This is a genomic window from Blautia difficilis, assembly GCF_014297245.1.
In the GTDB taxonomy this organism is placed as follows: Bacteria; Bacillota; Clostridia; order Lachnospirales; family Lachnospiraceae; genus Blautia_A; species Blautia_A difficilis.
This window is the reverse complement of sequence record NZ_JACOQG010000002.1, coordinates 57819-82254: the sequence shown is the minus strand read 5'-3', so window position 1 is coordinate 82254 and position 24436 is coordinate 57819. Positions and strand designations below refer to the sequence as shown.

Annotated in this window: 16 protein-coding genes and 1 riboswitch; of the genes, 2 read left to right on the top strand and 14 right to left on the bottom strand. The window is 41.7% G+C overall.

Annotated features, from left to right (window positions below):
* Positions 1–60: 60 nt before the first annotated feature.
* From H8Z82_RS01885 to H8Z82_RS01860, 6 genes are all read right to left on the bottom strand, one after another.
* Entirely contained in the window at positions 61–1665 is a 1605-nt protein-coding gene (locus H8Z82_RS01885) for a xylulokinase (protein WP_186994078.1), read from the bottom strand.
* A gap of 147 nt (positions 1666–1812) precedes the next feature.
* Positions 1813–3312 carry an L-arabinose isomerase gene (gene araA, locus H8Z82_RS01880; RefSeq protein ID WP_186994077.1) on the bottom strand — a complete coding sequence of 500 codons (1500 nt, stop codon included), beginning with the start codon at positions 3310–3312 and terminating at the stop codon, positions 1813–1815.
* Positions 3313–3407: 95 nt separating this feature from the next.
* Entirely contained in the window at positions 3408–4499 is a 1092-nt protein-coding gene (locus H8Z82_RS01875) for a GntR family transcriptional regulator (protein ID WP_186994076.1), read from the bottom strand.
* A 110-nt stretch (positions 4500–4609) separates the two neighbouring features.
* A complete protein-coding gene (gene srtB / locus H8Z82_RS01870) occupies positions 4610–5452 on the bottom strand; it encodes a class B sortase (protein WP_186994075.1) in 843 nt (280 codons plus the stop codon).
* Positions 5449–10137, bottom strand: a complete 4689-nt coding sequence (locus H8Z82_RS01865; protein WP_243176371.1) for an isopeptide-forming domain-containing fimbrial protein — start codon at positions 10135–10137, stop codon at positions 5449–5451. The genes srtB and H8Z82_RS01865 overlap by 4 nt, the downstream gene beginning before the upstream one ends.
* Before the next feature lie 261 nt (positions 10138–10398).
* Positions 10399–10872, bottom strand: coding sequence for a DUF1700 domain-containing protein (locus tag H8Z82_RS01860; RefSeq protein ID WP_243176370.1), 474 nt, complete (start codon positions 10870–10872; stop codon positions 10399–10401).
* A 368-nt stretch (positions 10873–11240) separates the two neighbouring features.
* Positions 11241–11326, top strand: a riboswitch (ZMP/ZTP riboswitch).
* 178 nt (positions 11327–11504) lie between these two features.
* On the opposite strand from H8Z82_RS01860, the gene H8Z82_RS01855 reads away from it, so the two are divergent.
* Positions 11505–13190 (top strand): formate--tetrahydrofolate ligase, encoded by a 1686-nt coding sequence (locus H8Z82_RS01855; protein ID WP_055199687.1) that lies wholly within the window; start codon positions 11505–11507, stop codon positions 13188–13190.
* A gap of 98 nt (positions 13191–13288) precedes the next feature.
* Here the strand turns inward: H8Z82_RS01855 and H8Z82_RS01850 are convergent, their stop codons facing one another.
* Positions 13289–14713: an aspartate ammonia-lyase gene (locus tag H8Z82_RS01850; RefSeq protein WP_186994073.1), complete on the bottom strand. Its 1425-nt coding sequence runs from the start codon at positions 14711–14713 to the stop codon at positions 13289–13291.
* A gap of 265 nt (positions 14714–14978) precedes the next feature.
* On the opposite strand from H8Z82_RS01850, the gene H8Z82_RS01845 reads away from it, so the two are divergent.
* Positions 14979–15914, top strand: coding sequence for a LysR family transcriptional regulator (locus tag H8Z82_RS01845; RefSeq protein ID WP_186994072.1), 936 nt, complete (start codon positions 14979–14981; stop codon positions 15912–15914).
* A 111-nt stretch (positions 15915–16025) separates the two neighbouring features.
* Here H8Z82_RS01845 and xylB read toward each other — a convergent pair whose 3' ends face one another.
* From xylB to H8Z82_RS01810, 7 genes are all read right to left on the bottom strand, one after another.
* Positions 16026–17483, bottom strand: coding sequence for a xylulokinase (xylB, locus tag H8Z82_RS01840; protein WP_020435915.1), 1458 nt, complete (start codon positions 17481–17483; stop codon positions 16026–16028).
* 210 nt (positions 17484–17693) lie between these two features.
* Positions 17694–19175, bottom strand: a complete 1482-nt coding sequence (locus H8Z82_RS01835) for an L-fucose/L-arabinose isomerase family protein (protein ID WP_186994071.1) — start codon at positions 19173–19175, stop codon at positions 17694–17696.
* Between the two features lie 95 nt (positions 19176–19270).
* Positions 19271–19888: a DUF4867 family protein gene (locus H8Z82_RS01830; RefSeq protein WP_186994070.1), complete on the bottom strand. Its 618-nt coding sequence runs from the start codon at positions 19886–19888 to the stop codon at positions 19271–19273.
* A 95-nt stretch (positions 19889–19983) separates the two neighbouring features.
* Positions 19984–20832 (bottom strand): AraC family transcriptional regulator, encoded by an 849-nt coding sequence (locus H8Z82_RS01825; RefSeq protein WP_019160638.1) that lies wholly within the window; start codon positions 20830–20832, stop codon positions 19984–19986.
* A gap of 120 nt (positions 20833–20952) precedes the next feature.
* Positions 20953–21390: a GatB/YqeY domain-containing protein gene (locus tag H8Z82_RS01820; RefSeq protein WP_008708123.1), complete on the bottom strand. Its 438-nt coding sequence runs from the start codon at positions 21388–21390 to the stop codon at positions 20953–20955.
* A gap of 126 nt (positions 21391–21516) precedes the next feature.
* Entirely contained in the window at positions 21517–23004 is a 1488-nt protein-coding gene (locus H8Z82_RS01815) for an ATP-binding protein (RefSeq protein ID WP_186994069.1), read from the bottom strand.
* 55 nt (positions 23005–23059) lie between these two features.
* Positions 23060–24427 (bottom strand): vWA domain-containing protein, encoded by a 1368-nt coding sequence (locus H8Z82_RS01810; protein ID WP_186994068.1) that lies wholly within the window; start codon positions 24425–24427, stop codon positions 23060–23062.
* Positions 24428–24436 lie beyond the last annotated feature (9 nt).

Here is a 24436-nt window from a genome sequence, read left to right as displayed (position 1 = left end):
CTGATTTCCGGAGGTCGGTACTCATTTCACGTACAAAACGTTTTTTTATTATTTTATCATTTACCAGATTTTGGAATCCACTGCTGCTTTTTCAATCGCAAGTCCCTTCATATATCTTTCCATAAAGGAATTAAATCCTGCTACACCTTCTGGTTTCGGATCCAGAGTACTGCTTTCCTGGTCTGCAAATACCTTATTATCAAGGAATGCTTCCAGAGTTTCACCTTCTTCTTTATTTACAAGATAGGATGCAAGAAGGGCAATTCCCCAGGCTCCACCTTCACCTGCTGTAGACATTACAGATACCGGTGCATTCACAGCATCTGCCAGGATCTGCTGTCCAACGCCTTTGGTCTTGAATAATCCACCATGTCCAAGAAGACGGTCTACTTTTACATTTTCTTTCTCAAACAGAAGGTTCAGACCTACTCTCATGGCTCCAAGGCATGTATACAGATTATTTCTCATAAAGTTTGCAAGGTTAAATTTGCTTTCAGGAGAACGTACAAATAAGGGGCGTCCCTCTTCAAAGCCTGTCATATGCTCACCTGAGAAATAGCAGTAGGACAGAAGTCCTCCACAGTCCGGATCTCCTTCCAGTGCTTTATTATAAAGGGTTCCGAACAATTTGTTCATATCTACTTCCATGCCCATAGCTTCTGCAAATTCTTTGAACACATTTACCCATGCATTCAGGTCAGAAGTACAGTTGTTGGAATGAGCCATAGCTACCAGGTGTCCGGACGGAGTGGTAACCATATCAATCTCTTTGTATGCTCTGGAAAGTTCCTTCTCCAGAACGATCATGGCAAATACAGAAGTTCCTGCTGAAACATTACCTGTACGGACTGCTACACTGTTTGTGGCAACCATACCTGTTCCTGCATCACCTTCCGGAGGACACATCGGGATTCCGGCTTTCAGTTTTCCTGTTACGTCGAGAAGTTTCGCACCTTCTTCTGTCAAAACACCGGCATCTTCACCTGCAACAAGTGCTTTCGGCATAATGTCGCGAAGCTTCCATGAGAATCCGTAAGGGGCTACCAGTTCCTCAAATTTATCAACCATCTCCTGATTGTAATCTGCCTTTGTGGTATCAATCGGGAACATGCCTGCTGCATCGCCGATACCCAGAACTTTCTTTCCTGTCAGTTTCCAGTGAACATAAGCTTCCAGAGTTGTAATATAGTCAATATCTTTTACATGTTCTTCACCGTTAAGGATTGCCTGATACAGATGTGCGATACTCCATCTCTGAGGGATATTGTAGTTAAAAAGCTCCATCAGTTTCTCACTTGCTTCACCTGTGATATTATTTCTCCATGTACGGAATGGTACAAGAAGTTCTCCTTCTTTGTTAAATGGCATATATCCATGCATCATGGCACTGACACCAAATGCACCTACAGATTCCAGTTCTACATCATATTTTGTTTTTACATCCTTTGCCATATCCTGATAACAATCCTGGATACCTGTCCAGATATCATCAAGACTATATGTCCAGACACCGTTTTCATAACGATTTTCCCATTCATGACCGCCGGATGCGATCGGCTGATTTTTATCATCTACAAGTACTGCTTTGATCCTGGTGGAACCAAATTCAATACCAAGTGCTGTTTTGTTCGCGAGAATCGCTGCTTTTGCTTCTGCTGCTCCCATTTTTATGTACCTCCCTGTTTCTCTGTCATTTTATGATTACAGATCATTCGACAATCTATAATCATATATTGTTTGTACACCAATATTATTGCATTTCTTTTATGGTTTTACCATAGAAATTTTACGATTTTATAATTACAAAAATTATTATTTTCTGAATGCAAGTTCATTCCATCTCAGTTCATTTTTGAAGTCACGGATATTTGTATCCTTATCAATGTAAACAGCTTCAATGCCCATAGCAGCTGCCCAGTCTCCCATCTGCTCTGCTGTCAGGTCATAGGAGAATGCTGTATGGTGAGCTCCACCTGCAAGAATCCATGCTTCTGCACCTGTCTTAAGGTTTGGCTGTGGTGTCCAGAACGCACTTCCTACTGGAAGCTTCGGCATCGGTTTCTCAACCTTCTTGCAGTCTACATCATTGATGATCAGACGGAAACGGTCTCCAAGATCGATCAGAGATGTTGCGATAGCCGGACCGGTTTTGCTTGTGAATACAAGTCTTGCAGGATCTTCTCTGTCACCCATGGAAAGCGGGCAAACCTTAATGCCAATCTTGCCATCTGCAACAGACGGGCAGACCTCAAGCATATGAGACTGAAGGATTCCTTCTTTTCCAGGTACAAAGTTATATGTGTAGTCTTCCATCATGGAAGTTCCTTTTGCATCCTTGATACCGGCTGTCATAATCTTCATCAGACGAACCATTGCAGCTGTCTTCCAGTCACCTTCTGCACCGAATCCATAACCTTTTTCCATAAGTCTCTGGATTGCAAGTCCAGGAAGCTGTTTAAGAGCGCCCAGATCTCCGAAATGTGTAACGATCGCCTGATAGTTTTTCTCTTCCAGGAATTTCTCAAATCCGATTTCAATCTGAGCCTGAACTGCTACATGACGTCTGAATTCTTCCGGATCTCTTCCCTCAAGAATGATATCATATTTGCTGTAATATTCATCTACTAATGCATCAACATCACCCTTAGCTACATCTTTTACATAGTCAGCAATCTCATTTACAGGATAAGCATCTACTTCCCATCCGAATTTGATCTGTGCTTCTACTTTATCACCTTCTGTGACAGCTACATTTCTCATGTTATCTGCTACACGGCATACACGGATATGGCTGCTTTCCATGATACCAACAGCTGTACGCATCCAGGAAGCAAGTCTTTCCTGTACATCTTTATCTGCCCAATGACCAACGATAACTTTTCTTTCGATTCCCATTCTTGTGACAATGTGACCATATTCACGACCGCCATGAGCAGACTGGTTTTCATTCATAAAGTCCATATCAATGGTATCATAAGGAATTTCTTCATTAAACTGTGTGTGAAGATGACAGAGTGGTTTTCTGTATTCTTTCAGGCCAAGAATCCATGATTTTGCCGGTGAGAAGGTATGCATCCATGTGATAACACCTGCACAGTCCCCATCTGCATTTGCTTCATTAAATGTTTTACGGATCAGTTCATTTGTGATCAGTGTTGGTTTCCATACAAGTTCAAATGGAAGAACACCGCTTTTGTTTAATTCTTCAACGATAATTCTGGAATGCTCAGCAACTTTTCTTAAGCATTCATCTCCGTAAAGATCCTGTGAACCTGTGCAAAACCAAAACTTATAGTTTCTTCCTGTTTTCATGATAAAATTCCTCCTGGATTTTTTATATTTTCAGATCTTCTGCTGCTTTCCACAGCATCTTCAATCTGTGTGTTTACTGTTAATATCCGGCGTTTTTATTCAGCCTTTCTGCATGATCCCCGTATGATCAGTTCCGGGTGGATCAGTCTTTCAACCTTGCTCTCTGCTTCAGAAATTCCGTTGATCTTTTCCAGGATCAGTTCTGCAGCCATTTCTCCCAATTTTTCCTGGGGATGGGCAATTGTTGTGATTCCGCCTCCACGCTGTGCATACAGAGAATTATCATAACCTGTGATCGAAACATCTTCCGGTATCCTGATTCCCAGCTTTTCCAGTTCTTCCATAACCTGAACAGCAATTTGGTCATTATAACAGACAATCCCATCCGGAAGCTGCCCGTTCTGTACCATCTCTTTTGCCATCAGTGCCGGTTTAACCTTTCTGTCTTCTGTGTGAAACCAGATAACATCATCCGGATCATAGGAAATCCCGGCCTCCTGCAATGCTTTTACATAGCCTTTATGACGTTTCAGTCCCTGCATATCATCAGCTTTAAAGAATCCCTTGATTTTCTTATGTCCTAGATCCAGCAGATATTTTGTTACCAGATATCCTCCCTGCGCGTCATCCATGAGAATATGAGGTTTGTCTCTCATTTCCGAATAGATTCCCTGAATAAACACATATGGAATATCAAACTTGTCCAGATTCTGATAAAGATTTCTGTGTTTACAGATCATTTCACTTTTACTTGGTTCAATGATCAGTCCGTCAATATCTTTCTTCAGAAGCTCTTCCAGACATCTGGCTTCTTTTTGCCTGCTGTTTGCCGTATTTTTCAGGATAATGCTGTAACCACTTTCTGAGAGGACATTGTCCATTCCCTGTATCAGTCTGGGAAAAATGTAATCAGAAATATATGTGGTAACTACCGCAATATTTTTTGATTTTTTGATGTGGCGCATATTTTCTGAGCAATAAGTACCTCTCCCGTGAAATGCCTCCACATATCCGTCCTGTTCCAGAATTCCCAGTGCTTTACGGACTGTATGCCTGCTCAGGGAATATTTCTGAGAAAGTTCGTTTTCTGAAGGAAGCTTTTCTCCCGGCCGGATAACTCCTGATACAATATCATTCCTGAGCTGTTCCATAAGCGAGAAATATTTAGGCTTTCCATTATCTGTCATGTCTTCTTCCCTCCTGTATTTAGGATACAACTTGTATGCACATACGAACAAGTTGTTTTTTATGCTTAAATTATACAAAATACAGGAGGATTTTTCATTAGTTTTTCCCATTATTTTATCTCCAGGCTGCAAATACCATGAACTGCCATACGTACCTCCTCATCCAGCCTGGAATTACAAGTGATCAATGTCACCATCGGTTTATGGGCATCCGGCCAGATACCGGTTTCATACATAGAATTTCTCTTTAGGGCAGCCAGTTGCCTTTGATACGACGGACTGTCCAGGTCATATCCATATTCAAAGGCAGCTCCTCCCTCCCCTGCCTGTTCTACAGAAAAAATATCGTAAACCAACTTTTTCTCTGGTGTCACAATTTCAAATTGTGGACATTTTTCCAGAAATTCAGGCTGTTCATACTGGTTCAGATTAGCAAACATCATATGACCTTCCATGTTGTGACCATAGATAAAGCTGTGAGAATCTGTAAAAGCTGCATCATTGTGATGCCCAAGGAAAATACTCCCAAATAAATCCTCCTTTCTCTCAAAATCATGTTTCAGGTAAAATTCATCGTCCTCTCCCTGCACTACCGGATAGGAAATATCAGCTCCCGAAATCCTAATCCAGCCAACTGTCTGCGGATTAAGCTTTCTTAGCTTCTCCCAGGAAATCCCAAAGGATTCCCTGATTTCAGCCTTTATATTATTTTTCGCCTTTTCTGTGTTTGATTTTTTTCTGCTTTGTCCGGTGCGGTTTTCTGTATCCGGATTTTTAACTGCTTTGCCATTTTCTGCGTAACTTCCAGCATAGGCAAGCTGTTCCACATATTGATTCTTTTCCCTGGCAGCTTTGTTCTGCTCATAGCTTTTTATATAAAAGCTCCCACAGTACAAAAGCAGTCCGGCAGCTACACAGATTATACTTCGCCCAAGATTTTTCAGAATTTTCATAAATGCTTTTCCCTTTTTCCATTTTTACTTCTTCTGAATACCAGAATGCCGGTTCCCAACAAAAGAATTCCCAGAATACTCAATCCTGCCATCATTTTAAAAGGTCTGGATTCTCCTGTCTTAGAGCTTCCCGCAGTGTATCCCCCCTGATATCCACTGCTGTAAGAAGAATAACCTCCGGATCCATAACCTCCATTTCCGGAACTTCCGTTATTTCCACCGCCAATAACTCCTACCGGCGTATTTGTGGGAATCTGTGTCAGCTTTGGACAAGTTCCATTTGGACGGGGAGTTGGGGTTGCTTTTGGAATGGTTGTAGGCGTTGGCACAGGCGTATTAGTAGGTTGCGGTGTAACGGTAGGTTCTGGAGTTTTCGATGGTTTCGGAGTCGGAATTGGCGTAGGACTTGGTTTTAGTGCAGGTTTCACATAAACCTCATGATCAGCCTGTACTTCTGTAGAAAGATCTCCTCTGGCTGTGGCATGATTTACGATCGTCTGTTTATCTTTCGCTGCTGTTTCAAACACTGCCTCATAATAAATTTCCAATTTGTCTGAATCTCCTAATCCGGTTCCTGTATGGATCACAAAGCCTGCCTCTGAAATTTCTGTTTTTGCATCTTTCAAAACAGTCCCGTTTTTCTTTACCAGAACAGACTCTTTCTTTATCTTTACTCCCTCTGTCTGAAAAGCATCCGTGATCACTATATTTTCATCCGTCACATCCTCACGGAGCTGACGTACCTTCAAGGTATAGTAGCCTGTTTCTCCTGACATATACTCTTTTTTATCTGAGGTCTTTGTAATCTCCAGAACCGGACTATGTACCTCTGTTTCTGCCTCTGTATTCACCGGAATATTTTCTTTGCTGTTTACCACTGCTGTATTATGGATTTTCTTTCCTGCCAGAGCCGGATCAATAATTGCAGTCTGATATTCTACAGCCATACATTTCTGTTCCCTGCACTCCAGCGGATTAGGCATTACCTGCTCTGAAATACCACCTCTGTCATTATCACAGATCAGATATCCCACATCTTTGATCAGGTTTCTACCTGTATGGATCACAAAGGTATTGTCATCATTTGCCTGAATCTGCGCCTCAACCTTAGTTCCCTTTTCATCCAGAAGTACAATAGAATCCTTCTGAAGCCGAACTCCCGGAGTATCCGTCACATCCTGAATCACCAGCTCTCTGGCAACACAGCCTGTCTGCTCCTGAGTAAAATCAATACGCCAGGTAACAATATCCCCATATTTATAAAAAGTCTTATCTGCCGTCTTTACAGCCCTGAGAACCGGAGAATTTACCCATATCTTAGAGGTGTCCTTCACTTCCGCAGCATTATCTGCATATGCCTTGGCTGTATTTACAATTTCCATACCATTTACAGTGCTATGGGCTGTACAACGGAAGTTGACAGTTACCGGCATCTGATAGGGCAGATCAGAAATAGTAACGATCCATCCTGTTCCCTGACGAATCACCTGGCAGCTGACTTGTTTTTCTACGGTTTCACCGTAATTCTCTGGATTCAACGCATTCCCCATATCATCCGTTCCGGCAACCGGATTCTGGATCACTGTAGGAACACCACTAACTGTAACTGCTCCTTCATCACCGTCCAGCGCAAGTCCTTCAGGAAGAGAAAGATCACTGATCACCAGATTTCTTGCAATAGACCCTTTTTGCTGATTGGTAACCGTTACCTGATAATTTACCTGCTCTCCTACCCGGAATTCATTTTCCACGCGGCCATCTTCTGCTGCCAGATATGGATTCTGAAAACCTTTATCAATAGACAGGATTGCTGTATTTACATATACTTCCGCATCATCAGAGGTCTTCGGTGCATTCTCTGCCTGCACATTAGCCAGGTTAATACTTTCCATTCCATTTGCATCCTCAGTGGCTGTGCAGAGAAAAGCAATTGTCACAGGCACTCCTGCAGGCAAGTCTGAAAGATTCAGTCTCCATCCATTTCCTTCCGGAAGAAACTCATATCCTACCGTTTTCTCACCGGTTTCATTATAAAATTCCGGATTCAGCTGTCCCGGAGTATCTTCTGTTCCGGCAACAGGCTGCGTAATACTCTGAGGAATTCCATTAACAGATACATTTTCCATAGAATCCAGAACCAGGCCTGCCGGCATCTCTGTATCCCAGACTGTCACATTTCTGGCAATCGTTCCCTGATTTTTATTCTCAACAACAACCTTATACTCAACCTGCTCTCCTGTCTTCCACTCATAATGATCGGCTGTCTTTTCAATCCAGAGACTTCCCGTATTTATATATACTTCTGCATCATCAGATTTTTCATTTGCATTGGAAGCTTTTACATTTGCCACATTTACACTTTCATGGCCATTGGCAGACTCTGTAGCTATACAGTGAAATACAAGTGTGACCGGCTGACTGTAAGGCAGATAAGAGCAATAAAAAGCAAAGCCGCTTTCATCTGCTTCCATATGTGATTCTACCGGCCGGCTTTCATAAGCCTGCCCTGTTTTTTTATCAGGAACCGGGTAATTTATCTGAGACTGTACATTCAGCACTTCCACACTCTGGGTCCCCTCTGACAGCACAAGCCCCTGGGGAAGTCCGATATCTGTCACACTGACATCCTTTGCAATTGTTCCGGGTACAGAATTATTCACTACAATTCTATAAGTAACTCCATCCCCTACCTGCCATTCATATTTATCTGCTGTTTTGTCAATCTCCAGCTGAGGGCTGTTAGGCCATACTTCGGCCATGTCTTTTCTGTCTTTCTGTTCCCCTGTCTCCGGGTCTACAAGATTATCCGCTGTAGCAGTTACTATATTTTCCCATTCCTGACCATTGGAAGCTTCCGCTGCCTGGCATTTAAAGCTGACTGTTATAGTTTCTCCATACTTCAAAGTAGGGCAGGTTACTTTCCATCCATTTTCCCCCTGCCTGGTAAGAGTGCAGGGATCTGCTCCCGGACTGGTCTGTGCTGCATACTGTCCCTCTGTCAGGCAAAGGCAGGAGGGAATCTCATCTGTCACACTTACTCCTACAGCCTGGACATCCGGCTTTGTCTGCGTAACTGTCACAGAATAATCTATCATATCCCCTACCTTCCACTCATAAGCAGAAACATTCTTCTTCACCTCAAGCTCAGGCGGAATGATTCCCTTCACCCATACGATTTCTGTTTTCTTCGTATCTCCGCCTCCATTAACTCTCTCATAACTCATGGAAGCCTGATTGGGAACCAGAAGGGTGTATCCATCCTCTGCCAGATATTTAGAAATATCAAATTGTCCTTCTGGCTTCCTGTGTACTTTCAGAATAAAAGTATATGTCTGATTATCTGTAAAAGCTTCTTCTTTAAGACTGTCCGCCTTTGCACTGCAGATCACAGTCTGTCCTTCCACAGCCACATCAAACTGTTCTGTCACATCCTGTCCCAGACTATTTATTACCGAAACCTTAGAGGCATCATCCATTGTCAGGCAGTTTTCCAGTACATCACTGATCACGAATGATTTTAATCTGTTAGGAGTAGTCTCCGCCTGGATCATATACTGAAATTCTTTTTCTGTTTTCATAACAAATGGCTGTTCCTTTGGTGCAGCCGTTGCCTGATCCCATGTGCAACCCACTTCACCTACTCTTTTCTCCGGTGCTTTTTTCATTTCTATACCACTGAAGCAATAGGAAGTAAAATCAAAATATGCAAAGCCCTTAACCACCTTCTGTCCTTCAAAAGTTTCACAGTAGCTTTTTCCAGACTCATCTGCATATGCTTTTCTGGCATTACTTGCCCACTTCTCCTGAGAGCCGGCCTTTGCAATACTTTTTTCCCTGCTTGCATCCCACATATCCAGTTTTTCCTGATGAGAAAACACCAGATTAAAATTATCTGTCTGGAAAAACATATTCAGCCAGCCATTCTCATCCTCCGGCTCAATAGCCACATTCTGAGATCCTACATAGGTGCCGTTTACTTTCAAAAACTCATTATTTTTTAATACATATGCATGATCCAGTCCATTGTCTGAGGGTATAGATACTCCCTGCGCCGCATCAATATCACGGATCGTACCATGTCCACTGATCGTCAGAGCCTCATCTGTCCCATGCTTTAGAAACTGAAAATTAATTTTTGCAGAACCCAGTGAATAGATAAAAACTCCGATATTGTTTTTAGCAAAGCCTACCATAGGATAGGTTTCATTATTCTCCCAGCCAAAGGTAAGTCCACCATTATTTTCTTTTTTGGAGACAGGGGTTCTCAGGTCATAGCGTCTCTCGGCATTTTCTACCCCCACCAGGGTCAGACGCACATCCACAATATTTCCTTCTGCATCTCTACCCACATTGTTATAGCGCATTCCTGCACTTCCGGATTTATAATCCTCTGTTATCCTCACACTTTCTGTATCTCTTGTACTTCTTCCGTGATCAGAAAATGCAGCACTGTCCAGATTATCGCAGCCAAAAGACTCATAGGTAGTTACCCCCGGCTGAAACTTCATATTGAAACGATAACCATAATCAATAAGCTGATCGGAGTCCCAGACCTCGATAGACTTTACCGCTCCGGCCGCACTGAAAATCATTCCAGGTAAAAAGCCCAGTACAGATTGCAGCATAAACAGTAAGGCTAAGCCCAAAGCCTCCAGACGTTTTTTTAGTTTCACAGTTCCTTTCATGTTGTCTCCTTTCCATTTGGTATACAGAAAAAAGGATTCCTGTGCAAAAATCCTGTTTTCTGCCTTTATAAAAATAATAAAATTGAGATTTACCTGCTGCCTGGCAGGATTAGGGAATAACACACTTCAGATAAGACTAAGGCGAAGATATGAAACCATATGAAAAATATAAATAACTGAATAAAAAGGGTACTAAAAAGAATATTAGATAAAACTATAAGACAGATCAAAAGAAAGCTCCCAAAGGGAGTTCTCTTTTGATCAGTGACTTCTCTTGGTAAACCAGGAAATAACAGATAAAATGATAATCAGAATAATAAAAAACGGAAGAACGGCACCAATTACTATAAGCAATAAAATAATCGCTACAACAGCTGCCACAATCACAACAAGCTTCCCTGACCAGGTTGAAAGGTCCAAAACTTTTTTCCACCGCTTCTCCGGCTGGGGTGGCGGTTCTAATCCAGATCCACAGGAGGAATAGGCTCCATATTCCTCATCTACGGTATCTCCCTCTGTATCAATAAGAGTTTTTGCTATCAACCTGGGATCTCCCAGCTGATCAAGCACTTCCTGCTCTGTACGACCACCGCGTACCTGGGACTGTATATAATCTTCATAGTATCGTACATGTGCTGCAGCCTTGCCCTCCTGCATGTGACCGGCAAGCTGGCTTCTCAGGATTTCCAAAAATTCTTGTCTGTTCATCTCATCTTTTACACTCCACTTTGCCAAAATATAAATCCCCATACACTGCTTATGATAATTGAAGCAGGAGATTTCTGTGCACTTATTATTCTTATTCTACCATATTTACCACAGGTAGCAACTAATATAATCATAAACTTTTTATGAAATTCCTATAAACTGCAAGGTTTAACCTTTCCTTTACATAATCTTCATTCTACTATAAAACCATGTCTATTTTTTAACAATTCCATTTCCTTGAAAAAGCAAATTTTTCCCAACAATTATAGATACTCTGGTTTTTCATTATTAATTTTACACAACTTTCGTCCAGTTTACTTAATTTTTTTGACATTTCAGCAAAAATTTTCTTGACATTTTTTTCTCAAAATGATATACTATTGTCATCAATTGAAGGAACCTTCGAGTACTGACGGAAAGAGTGGAATGCAAACCACGGGGAGTCGGAGGTTTGTAGAAGCCGACCGTCTGGGCAGTATTTGAAAATTTCAGATACTGGCCTTTTTTTATCGGATGAAACAATACTTTTATTCATCTGACGGGCTGATCGATCATTCCTTCAATGAATAAATTGTTACTGATCGCAGAGTGCACAGTAACAAATGAACAGTAATATAAGTTTTTCATGTTTATGCGGAGACGAAAGGAGAAAAACACTTATGGGATTCAAATCAGACATCGAAATTGCACAGGAATGCGAAATGCTTCCAATCACTCAGATTGCAGAAAAAGCAGGTATTGATGATAAATATCTGGAGCAGTACGGAAAATATAAAGCAAAAATTGATTACAATCTTCTGAAAGAAAGTGATAAGAAGGATGGAAAATTAATCCTCGTTACAGCTATCAACCCAACTCCAGCAGGAGAAGGTAAAACTACTACTACTGTAGGTCTTGCAGATGGTATGCAGAGACTTGGCAAGAGTGTTATGGTAGCTCTTCGTGAGCCATCCTTAGGACCGGTATTCGGTGTAAAAGGTGGTGCAGCAGGCGGCGGATATGCACAGGTTGTTCCTATGGAAGATATTAACCTTCACTTCACAGGTGACTTCCATGCCATTGGCGCAGCTAACAACTTACTGGCAGCTATGATTGATAACCATATCTTCCAGGGCAACGCATTAAACATTGACCCTCGTAAGATCACATGGAGAAGATGTGTAGATATGAACGACCGTCAGCTTCGTAATGTAGTAGACGGCCTTGGCGGAAAGACAAACGGTATGCCTCGTGAAGACGGATACGACATCACAGTTGCATCTGAAATCATGGCAGTTCTCTGTCTTGCAAGCGACATCAAAGACCTGAAAGAAAGATTATCCAAGATCATCATCGGATATACATACGGCAAAGTTTCCGAGCAGAAACCTGTAACAGCTGGTGACCTTCACGCTGAAGGCGCTATGACAGCTCTGTTAAAAGATGCTCTGAAACCAAACCTTGTACAGACTCTGGAACACGTTCCTGCAATCGTACACGGCGGACCATTCGCAAACATCGCTCACGGATGTAACTCTGTAACAGCTACAAAGATGGCTATGAAGCTTGCTGATTATGCAATCACAGAAGCTGGTTTCGGCGCTGACCTGGGTGCTGAGAAATTCCTTGATATCAAATGCCGTATGGCTGGCTTAAAACCAAGCGCAGTTGTAATCGTAGCTACTGTACGTGCCCTGAAATACAACGGTGGCGTTGCAAAAGCTGACCTCAACAATGAAAACCTGGAAGCTCTGGAAAAAGGTATCCCGAACCTGTTAAAACATGTTTCCAACATCAAAAACGTATACAAACTTCCATGTGTTGTTGCTATCAACGCATTCCCTACAGATACAAAAGCAGAGCTTGACTTTGTAGAAGCTAAATGTAAAGAACTGGGTGTTAACGTTGCTCTTTCTGAAGTATGGGCAAAAGGCGGCGAAGGCGGAATCAAACTTGCAGAAGAAGTTATCCGTCTTGTTGAGGAGCCAAACGACTTCTCCTATGCATATGAACTGGAAGGTTCTATCGAAGACAAGCTGAACCAGATCGTTCAGAAAGTATACGGCGGTAAGAGAGTGGTTCTGACAGCTAACGCTCAGAAACAGGCGAAACAGTTAGAAGCTCTTGGATTCGGCAACTGCCCGATCTGTGTAGCTAAGACACAGTACAGCTTAACAGATGACCAGACTAAACTGGGTGCTCCTACAGACTTCGAAGTTACAGTACGTAACCTAAAGATTTCCGCAGGTGCAGGATTCATCGTAGCTCTTACAGGCGAGATCATGACAATGCCAGGTCTTCCTAAAGTTCCGGCTGCTGAGAGAATCGACGTAGACGAGACAGGTAAGATTACAGGTCTGTTCTAATCTCACAGAACTTAACTTCAAAATAAAAAATCATATTTAAATATGATTTATGTCCAGACAATTTTACAGGCGGGAAAAATTTCCCGCCTGTTTTTTTCTTATTTTTTTATAAGATAATCTTTTCCGGAAATACCAGGTTCCGTCATATGGATCGGATCCAGAATACGATTAAGTTCATCCTCGTCCATAAGCTTTTCTTGCAGAATCAGACTTCTTACAGATTCACCTGTCTTAATTGCCTTTTTTGCAATATCTGCAGCCTTCTGATATCCAAGATGAGGACTGATCGCAGTGATAATACCTACACTGTTTTCTACCAGATAACGGCATCTTTCTTCATTTGCTGTAATTCCTACAATACAATTATCTACCAGTGTCTGGACTGCATATCCAAGAGTATCGATAGACTGGAACATACAATAGAAAATAATCGGCTCAAATGCATTTAATTCCAGCTGACCAGCCTCTGCAGCCATGGTAATGGTAACATCATTACCAATAATATTAAAAGCAACCTGATTCACTACTTCAGGAATAACCGGATTAACTTTGCCTGGCATAATAGAGGAGCCATTCTGTTTTGCCGGAAGATTAATCTCACCAAAACCAGTACGTGGACCAGAGGACATCAGGCGGAGATCATTTGACATTTTGGAAAGAGTCACCGCACATGCTTTCACAGCACCGGAAACAGCTACAAATGGATCCAGATTCTGAGTGGAATCAATCAAATCAAAGGCCTGTATAAAGTCCATTCCCGATATTTCAGTAAGATTTGGAACAATTCTTCTCAGATAACCTTCATCAGCATTAATTCCTGTTCCAATAGCAGTACCTCCCATATTAAGAGTCCGCATTTCATCCATTGCTTTATCCATTCTGTGGATATCACGCATGATTGCTACCGAATATGCCTTAAATTCCTGTCCCAGACGAATCGGCACTGCATCCTGCATCTGTGTACGTCCCATTTTAATTACGTGATCAAACTCTACCGCTTTTTTATTAAGAGCATCGTAGAGACGAAGAAGCTGTTTCTTCAGATTCCGCAGCAGACGAAGAGAAGTCATTTTACCGGCAGTAGGAATAACGTCATTGGTAGACTGTCCACAATTCACATCATCGTTAGGGTTTATAATTGTATAATCACCCTTTTTCCCTCCCAGAATCTCAATGGCGCGATTTGCAATTACTTCATTGGCATTCATATTTAAAGATGTGCCTGCACCTCCCTGAATAGGATCCACAATAAATTCATTGTGGAATTGTCCTGAAATAATTTCATCACATGCCTGGACAATGGCCTGGGCTTTTTTCTTCTCAAGAAGACCTACCTCACAATTGGTTATGGCTGATGCTTTTTTTATGTATGCAAGACTGTTAATAATTTCCGGATGCATATTCAGCCCTGTAATGTGAAAGTTTTCAGCTGCACGTAAGGATTGAACTCCATAATATACATCTTCTGGAATATCCTTTACACCAATAGAATCTCTTTCTACACGATAGTCTGTTTTTTTCATAGTTATTCTCCCGTTACTGTTCACACATCACTATTCCGCGAGGTGTTTTGGCATGAATATGCCAAAATCCCGAGACATACAAGCCAAAATTCCATTGCCGCAGGCAATCTGGAATGAATTTTGGCTACGTTACTGTGAACGGAGTGAACAGTAACATTCTCCCTCCCATGTATTTGCCCTTATTATATATCTCTGCTATAATATAATCAAATACATATATTTTTATAAAATATATAGTGTTTAGATTATATATTGGAGGGATCATATGTTTCAGGGAATGGAATATATTTATGAAGTATACAAGGAAAAAAGCTTTTCCAAAGCTGCTGCTACCCTTTTCATTTCGCAGCCTTCTTTAAGCGCCAATGTAAAACGTGTAGAAAACCGTATTGGCTATCCTATTTTTGATCGAAGCACCAAACCTTTGCAGTTAACTGAAGTTGGAGAACATTATATAGAGGCTGTTGAAAAAGTCATGGATATTGAAAATAATCTTGAAAATTTCCTGTTAGATCTTGGAAATCTCAAAACAGGAACTCTCAATGTAGGTGGCAGTAACTTCTTTTCTTCATGGATTCTGCCTCCCCTTATTGCTGATTTTTCCCAAAAATTTCCCCATATTCAAATTTCTCTTGTAGAAGAAAGTACAGCAAAGCTATCCCAGTTTCTCCAGGCCGGAAAGTTAGATTTGATGATTGATAACTGCATCCTGGATAACCAGATTTTTGAACATTATACCTACCAGAAAGAACAACTTCTTCTAGCGGTTCCCAAAAATTATTCAGTAAATACCAGACTGCTGGAATATCAGATTCCTATTGAGGAAATCCGAAACGGTCAGTTCCGCTCTTCTGATGTTCCTTCTGTTCCTTTAAACAAATTTAAAAACGAACCCTTTATTGTTCTTCGTTCAGATAACGATACCGGTAAGCGTGCACTGACTATTTGTCAGGAAAATCACTTTTCGCCTTCTGTAGTATTTCGCCTGGATCAGCAGATGACTGCCTATAATATTGCATGTTTAGGAATGGGTATCACTTTCATCGGAGACCTTCTGCTTTCCAGAGTTCCAACAAATTCAGAACTGGTTTTTTATAAGCTGCCCGGTCAGAACAGTAAACGTACTGTATTTTTTTACTGGAAGAAAGGCCGCTATATCAGCAGAGCCATGGAAGAATTCCTGAAGCTGCCTTTTTCCTGATATGTCATAAGTCAAATACACGGTGGTGATTGGTCATCGTCAGATGCACATCAAAACAGGGTTGTTGTACTAAATGAGTACAACAACCCCAGTTATCAAGCGGATATTCCATTAGAACAGTGGCTTCATAGCCGGATACAGTGTTCTGAACTTCTGATATCTCTCTTCATATTTTGCAACCAGTTCAGGATCCGGTTCTACAGTATCAACAACTTTGGCAAATTTCTTTCCGATGGTTTCTACATCCGGATAAGCACCGCATCCCACTGCTGCCAGCATAGCTCCACCCATGGACGGTCCTTCTTCGTTCTCCAGAACATCAACCTTCAGGTTCATAACGTTTGCAATGATCTTCTTCCACAGCGGACTCTTAGCTCCGCCACCACAGATCTTGGTTCTCTCAATTTTGATTCCAAGACTTCTTGCAACTTCCAGAGAATCGCGAAGGCCAAATGCAACACCTTCCAGAACAGCCTGTGTCATGTCTGCTCTTGTGCTGTCCATGGACATTCCGAAGAATACACCTCTTGCATCAGGATTATTATGAGGTGAGCGCTCTCCCATCAAATATGGAAGGAAGAATACATGATTCTCTCCCAGCTTCTGAATCGGAGCCTGCTCTGCTGCGAAGTCCTTTGTCTGAAGAATCTCCTCTGCCCACCATTTGTTACAGGAAGCTGCGCTGAGCATGCATCCCATGAGATGATAGCTTCCGTCTGCATGACAGAAAGAATGAAGTGCATTATTTTCGTCCACACCAAAGTTCTTGCTGGAAATAAACACAGTTCCAGATGTTCCAAGGGAAATATTACACTGACCGTCGCCAACTGTACCTGTTCCTACAGCAGCTGCCGCATTGTCACCTGCACCTGCAACAACCTTTACATTTTCACTGAATCCAAGTTCTTTCGCAATCTCAGGTTTCAGAGTTCCTACTACTTCCCAGCTCTCATACAGTTTCGGAAGCTGCTCTTCTGTGATTCCACAGATCTCCAGCATTTCTTTTGACCAGCAGCGGTTCTTTACATCAAGAAGAAGCATACCGGAAGCATCAGAAACATCTGTACAGAAGGAACCAGACAGACGATATGCCAGATAATCCTTGGGAAGCATGATCTTTACTACCTTCTTAAAGTTCTCAGGCTCATTTTTCTGCATCCAGAGGATCTTAGGTGCTGTGAAGCCTGCGAAAGCAATATTTGCTGTATACTGGGAAAGTTTGTCCTTTCCGATCACTGTATTCAGATATTCTGTCTCTTCACCTGTACGTCCGTCATTCCAGAGGATTGCAGGACGGATCACATTGTCATCCTTGTCAAGAGTTACCAGACCATGCATCTGTCCGCCGAAACCGATTCCTGCTACCTGGGCTCTGTCAATATCCTTTGTCAGTTCTTTCATACCTTCCATGCTCTGTGCAAACCAGTCCTCCGGTTTCTGCTCAGACCAGCCCGGATGCGGAAAAAATAAAGGATATTCTCTGGATACGATGTTACAGATTTTTCCTGATTCTTCCATAAGAAGAAGTTTTACAGCGGAAGTACCAAGGTCAATACCAATATAATACATAATGCTCTCCTTTTCTATTTTATGCGTCTTTATCTTTAATCATTTACTGTTAACAGGATTCTTACTGACTCATTTTCTCATGTCAGGTTAATCTAATACATCCCAGAGCAAAGCCCCGGGATGCCTTTAATATAGTGTCAGTTTATTTATTCTGTATTCAGATTCATTCACTTCACATGAACATTAATAATCCGTTTTACTGATTTCTCATTAACCCCATGGATTTTCTGTCGGGTATCTTACACCTGCCGGCTGGTTGTATCCAATCTTCTTAACATCCAGTCCAAGGAATTTCACTACCTCATAGAATGCTTTTCCGTAATGTCCAAACATAACTGCTCCATGATGCGGATAGTTTCCCTCAATCAGTACGTGACGGTAGAATCTTCCCATTTCTTTGATTGCGAAAATACCGATACCACCGAATGATCTTGTAGGTACATCCAGTACTTCACCTTCTGCAACATAAGAAACCAGCTCGCCCTCAGAATTGCACTGTAAACGATAGAATGTAATGTCAGATGCAGCGATATCGCCTTCAAGAGTTCCTCTTGTGAAGTCTGGTTCGGATCCTTCCGGCTCAAGAAGTCTGTGCTGGATCAGCTGATATTTAACGGCTCTGGAATCACACATCTTGCATGCAGGAGTATTTCCACAATGGAATCCCATAAATGTATCAGTAAGCTTATAATCGTATTTTCCTTTGATATCTTCATCATAGATATACTGTGGAACAGAGTTGTTGATATCAAGCAATGTAACTGCATCATTGGAAATGCAAAGTCCGATGTACTCGCTGAGTGCTCCGTAGATATCAACCTCACAGGATACCGGGATTCCTCTGGAAGCCAGACGGCTGTTTACGTAGCAAGGTTCAAATCCAAACTGTGACGGGAATGCAGGCCAGCATTTGTCAGCAAATGCAACGTATTTTCTTGCTCCCTTATGAGCCTCTGCCCAGTCAAGAAGTGTAAGCTCAAACTGTGCCATTTTCACATTAAGGTCAGCATAATATTTGCCTTCGCCCATCTCTTTTTCCATATCTGCACAAACTTCCGGGATACGAGGATCATTTTCATGCTCTTTGAAAGAAACAAGAAGATCAAGCTCTGAGTTCTCTTCAATCTCAACGCCCAGCTCATAGAGGCCTTTAATAGGTGCGTTGCATGCGAAGAAGTCCTGTGGACGTGGTCCGAAAGTAATGATCTTAAGATTGCTGACACCGATGACTGCACGTGCAACCGGTACGAAATCAGCGATCATCTTTGCAATATCATCTGCTGTTCCAACAGGATATTCCGGAATATATGCTTTCAGATGACGCATTTTTAAGTTGTAGGAGCAGTTAAGCATACCACAGTAAGCATCACCTCTACCGTTGATCATATCGCCGTCACCTTCTGCTGCTGCTACATACATGCAAGGTCCGTCAAATCTCTCTGCGATCAGAGTTTCAGGAGTTTCAGGTCCGAAGTTTCCAAGGAAAACAACCAGCGCATTACACTCTGCTTTGTTTACATCTTCAAGAGCTTTCTCCATATCCTTTTCATTCTCAACAGTTACAGGACATTCATAAAGTTCACCTTTATAAGTTTCCTTGATTGCTGCACGTCTCTTTTCAGAAAGCTGAATCGGGAAACAGTCACGGCTTACTGCGATTAATCCAAGTTTTACTACTGGTATATTGTTCATAATATAAGTTCCTCCATAATTTGATATGTATTTATATGATTTTGTTATTCCATTTACTATGTTCTGATACTCTGCTGCTACAGATTCTGAAAAACTCAGTCGATTGTGATATTCTCTCCACGAAGTCCGTTTACTGCACCTTCAATCGCCGCATCTTCATGCGCAATGAGCCATTTGTTCTTAGCTGTCAGCAGGCTGTCCTCGCCTGTCTTAGCTGTTTCAAATGTAAGATCTGTATTGGTTCCTGCCGGAAGTACAACTACACACTGAAAACCGCCATCCTGTACATTGCAGGGTGCATAATGAAGTGTAGTTGCATATACTTCAATACCTGTACCTGCAGGTACCAGGAATGCTTCGATCTTAGAAGTATCATAGGTAAGATCATCTGTGATATCCTGCTGGCTTCCGATAAGCAGAACCAGATCTGTTACCGCTACATTGATTTCAGAGCTGCGATGATATTCTACTGCATTTAATTTCTTGTTATGTCCGTTGCAGTATCCAATTTCAATGGGAATTCCGCCAAATCCTTTGTTCTGCAATGCTTTTGCTACATCCAGAGCTTCCAGCTCCTCAACAGATGGTACGTAAACCACATCATCCGGAACCGGTGTATGTTTCATCTCTTTGAGAAGAGCACTGAAGTCATACCCTTCAAGCACCTTTCCATATTTACGGAAGGAAGCATCTGTTACGTTCTGAATTTTCACTCTAAAAACCTCCTTATGTTCTGTAGATATTACGTTTTCTTGACTGTGCTTAGAGTATATCAGAATAAATGTCACTTTTTCGCCAGTTTTCTTGTCTAATCTATAGCGTTTTTTTGACCTTTTTCATTTATCTGCTTTCGCATCTCACTGGGAAGCAGCCCATATCTTTTCTGAAATTCTCCAGAAAAACCCCTGCTGCTGCAGAATCCATTATCTAGTGCAATCTGACTAATCGTATGGTCTGTATTCAGCAAATCTCTGTACGCATATGCCATACGAATATCCTGCAAATAGGTTTTATAGTTAATTTTTGCATATTTTTGGAACATTCGCGACAAATATGCATCCGAGTATCCAAAGGTGGCAGCCACATCAGAAAGCTTCAGTTCCTCCCTGTAATGCTCACGCATATATGTGGTGATTTTTGACAATGCATCCAGACGGCGGCTGTGTCGAATATCTTTCTCCCTGGTCTCTGTCACACGATAATCCTTCACTAGAATATACATGATCTCATAAAAAATAGAAATTGTCCGAAACTCATATCCAATTTTCCGTTCAGAATACACATGATATAATTTACGAAGCAGAGAAGCCAGTTTCTTATCCACCAGCTCCTCCTGCCCCCGAAAACGAATATATCTCTGAGCAGTAAAATAATTCTCAAACTGTTTCAGAGGAATCTGCAGAACTACCGTTTTATTTTTCTCCACAGCATGGATAGAATGGAGCTCATTGGAATTGATAATAATCTGCTCTCCCGCTTTCAAAGGATATTCTTCCTTATTTACAAAAAAATCCAAACTCCCTTCCATCACAGCAAAAATCTCTATAGATGTATGCCAGTGCTTCTCCCGCACGTAATTACCGTTTTCCCCTTCAAACAGAAAAACCTTAAACGGAAGTCCCTCATTAGGAATGATCAGTTCATGCTGAAACTCCATACATATTCACCTCCTAATAAAATACCGCAGTATCCGGACACTCCAGCATACTGCGGCTATTTTGATAACTATCCAGCTTTCTGCATACAAAAATTTCTGGATGATCATGTTCTTCACATATTACTTGCAGAGCTCTGCAACAACCTGATTGATCACCTTTCCGTCTGCTTTTCCCTTCATATCAGCCATAACAGCCTTCATGATCTGGCCCTTATTTTTTGTTGCGATCACGTCCGCAAATTTTTCTTCCAGATATGCTTTTACTTCCGCTGCATCCATCTGTTTTGGCGCATATTTGGCAATCACATCATATCTTGCCTGGTATTCAGCCTTCAGATCCTCACGGCTCTCCGGACAGGTATCCAGCTGTTCTTTTACAGTTTTCAGTTCTTTCAGAATCACTCTGTCCACCAGATCACTCTTAATCTCATCACGGCAACCTTCATCGATAGCCACTTTCTTTACTGCCGCAATCAGAGAAGACACCGCTTCCTTTGTCACTTTATCCTTCGCTTTCATAGCTGCAACCATGTCTTTTCTTAATACTTCAAGTTCCATTTTATATTCCTCCTCGTTTCGTCATATCACTGCTCTTTTTGTATAAACAGCAACATTTTTATCTGTTAACAGCATACCACGATTTACAAAAAAATCAAATACCCAGTATATCGTTTTTGAAATAATCTAAATCAAAGAATCTGGCATTTCCCTTTCCAGAATATCCATCTGACTCAGAATTATTTTCTGCCTGTCATCAAAAAGAAGCCCTTTATTATGTCGATAATACTGATCAGAACCATTCTCACGGATAAACCAAAGACTGTAATAATTGGCATTCAGTTCTGTGATAAAGGCTACCATTTCCTGGCTGTCACCAAATGCTGCTTCCATAAAATCAAAAACATTCTGAAGCGTCTTGGAGATATATTCTGTCTGTGTTTCCAGACTGTCTGCCTCCGCTGTAAAAGCGGTTTTTGTCTGCTCATAAGTACCTTTTTCTGAAATTTCATTTTCAAAGAAATTCACTGTACGGATAAATACTTTTTCTTCATTTTTAGTGAGAAGCTCAGATTTTTTTGCAGTCTGAAAATCATTTTCTACCTTTTTATAAATGGATTCCAGAGTCATTTCCGGAAGGTTATCTCTGTATTCTGTCATGTAGCCATAGAGCTTTGTCACATAGGCATCCATAAAATAGCAGTCTGCAAATAATTGGCTGAGCTTTCCGTTCAACAGACCAACAATACTCAGATGCTCATCCAGTGAAGCATTGCGGATCTTTCCCAGAGTGATGGGTGTCCATTTACCCTGAAGCAGATCCTCCACTGCATAATCTGTCTTATACTTATTGTAAAGTGCCAGATACGAAGCAAAATCCTTGGCAACCATGGGATGCTGAATATACTGATATACCACCTCTCTGTCCACTTCTTTGCCCAGTGTTTCATATACCTGTATCAGCCTGGAAAGATCTTCCCAGCCTCTGGCAGTGGCAAAAATACGACCGTCTACTGTATTCTCCATTCTGTAGAAATTCTTTCTGCGAAGCTCCAGATAAGAGATCACAGCCGGATGGATTCCCTGCTCATAGGCATATTCTTTCCATACTTCAAAATCCGGCTGCACATCGATTCTCTTGATTCTGTCAAGGGTTACTACGTCAAATTCGCGGACAGATTTATTGTATTCCGGCGGGTTTCCTGCTGTCACGATCACCCATCCTTCCGGTACTTTCTGATTGCCAAAGGTCTTTCCCTGAAGAAACTGCAGCATCATCGGCGCCAGGGTCTCTGATACGCAGTTGATCTCATCAATAAAAAGAATCCCTTCTTTCAGCCCCGTCTTCTTCATCTTCTCATAGACAGAGGCAATAATCTCACTCATAGTATATTCTGTGACAGAAAAACTTTCACTTCCAAAGGTTTTCTCTTTGATAAAGGGCAGTCCTACTGCACTCTGTCTGGTGTGATGGGTGATGGTATAAGATACCAGACCTACCTTACATTCCCTGGCAATCTGTTCCATGATCTGCGTCTTACCGATTCCCGGTGCCCCCATAAGGAGAATCGGTCTCTGGCGTATGGCAGGGATCAGATATTCTCCAAATTCATCCTTCGCAAGGTATGCTTCTATTGAGTCTTTTATCTCCTGTTTTGCTCGTTTTATATCCATAATGTAAATCCTTTCCTGCTGAACACTTCTTACTTTTACTCAGTTTTTTATTTCATTACCTGTCCGTTTTCTCAAAATCATCCTCATCCAGGATCAATTTCATGGCCCATACCGGCACATCCACATCTCTGTAATTATCCTGCATAAACACAAACACAGTCTTATATGGCGGCATTTTCTTCGGGTAAATTCCGAATCCGTCTGTAAAATAGATCAACCCTTTCAGGTTATGAAATTCATGCTGTTCCAGCAGTTTGTCCACCCATTCAAATGCAGGTCTGAAGTCTGTTCCGCCATCTCCATACAGTTCCAGATGTTCCATATAATCTTTCATTTCTTTCTGAGAAGTAATCTTTTTATCTGTGTGGACTTTCTCATCACACTGAATGATGTGCACATTTATTTTTGTAAAAAAGTTCTCGCTTTCACTAAGTACACCGTAGGTTTCTTCCAGAAACTTTCTCACCAGTTCTCCCGAACAGGACATGGAGGTATCGATGACGATCACAAACTCCTCTATCTTCTTAACTTCTTTGGATTCCAGTGGTTCGATCAGCGGCATATTTCCATAGAGGCGCAGACCATAGGTATAGAAATTGTAATCAAAACTGTCATCATCCACTGCCAGTTCTTCGTGAAAAACTGCAAATTTCCGCAGGAATTCTCTGTAATCATACCGGCTTCTGTTCTCTGTTTTTATCTGCTCCAGGAAATCTCCGTCCCGCTCACCTGCCTCCTGTGAAAAAGTTTCCAGATCCGTCTCGATTCCATCATTGATCTCCCCCCATTTGCGGCTGAGCATGGGATTCGGTTTCTGATCCGGTTTCTTGCTTTCCCAGTATCTGTGATCATCTGTGCGAAATTCCTGTTCCAGATCTGTAAAATCCTTTTCACTCAGATTCCATTCTGACAATATTTTATACACTCTCTGAGCATTAAGAGTTTTGCCCTCTTTTTCAAGGAGACGGTAGGTTTCTCTTCGCAGAAGACTGCGCGAGAAACGGATGCTCCGATAGTTCATCCCATCTATCATATGCTCCACTGCAATATCACAGCTCAGATCACGCATACGTTCCTGGATTTTGGTTCCATCGTCTGCCCTCTTCCTGCCTTCTGCACCTCTCCATGCAAAATGCCGGAAAATACAGTGGAATACCATATGCAGATACCCTCTGTTCACCAGAATCCTGTTCTCTCTATATAAGCCTCCCAGCATCTGCGGCTGAAAATACATCACTCTTCCGTCAGTTCCAAACCCATGGATCTGACCATCCATCTGATAAGAAAAACTGCTCAGCGCCACATCTAAAAACCTCATTCCCAGATATAATTCATCCCTCGCAGCCCTGAGAATACTGCTGCCAATCTCCTGCAGACGCTCTGCTCTTTCTGCTATTTCCTGTGTTTTATCCTCTGGCTCCATCCTTATTTT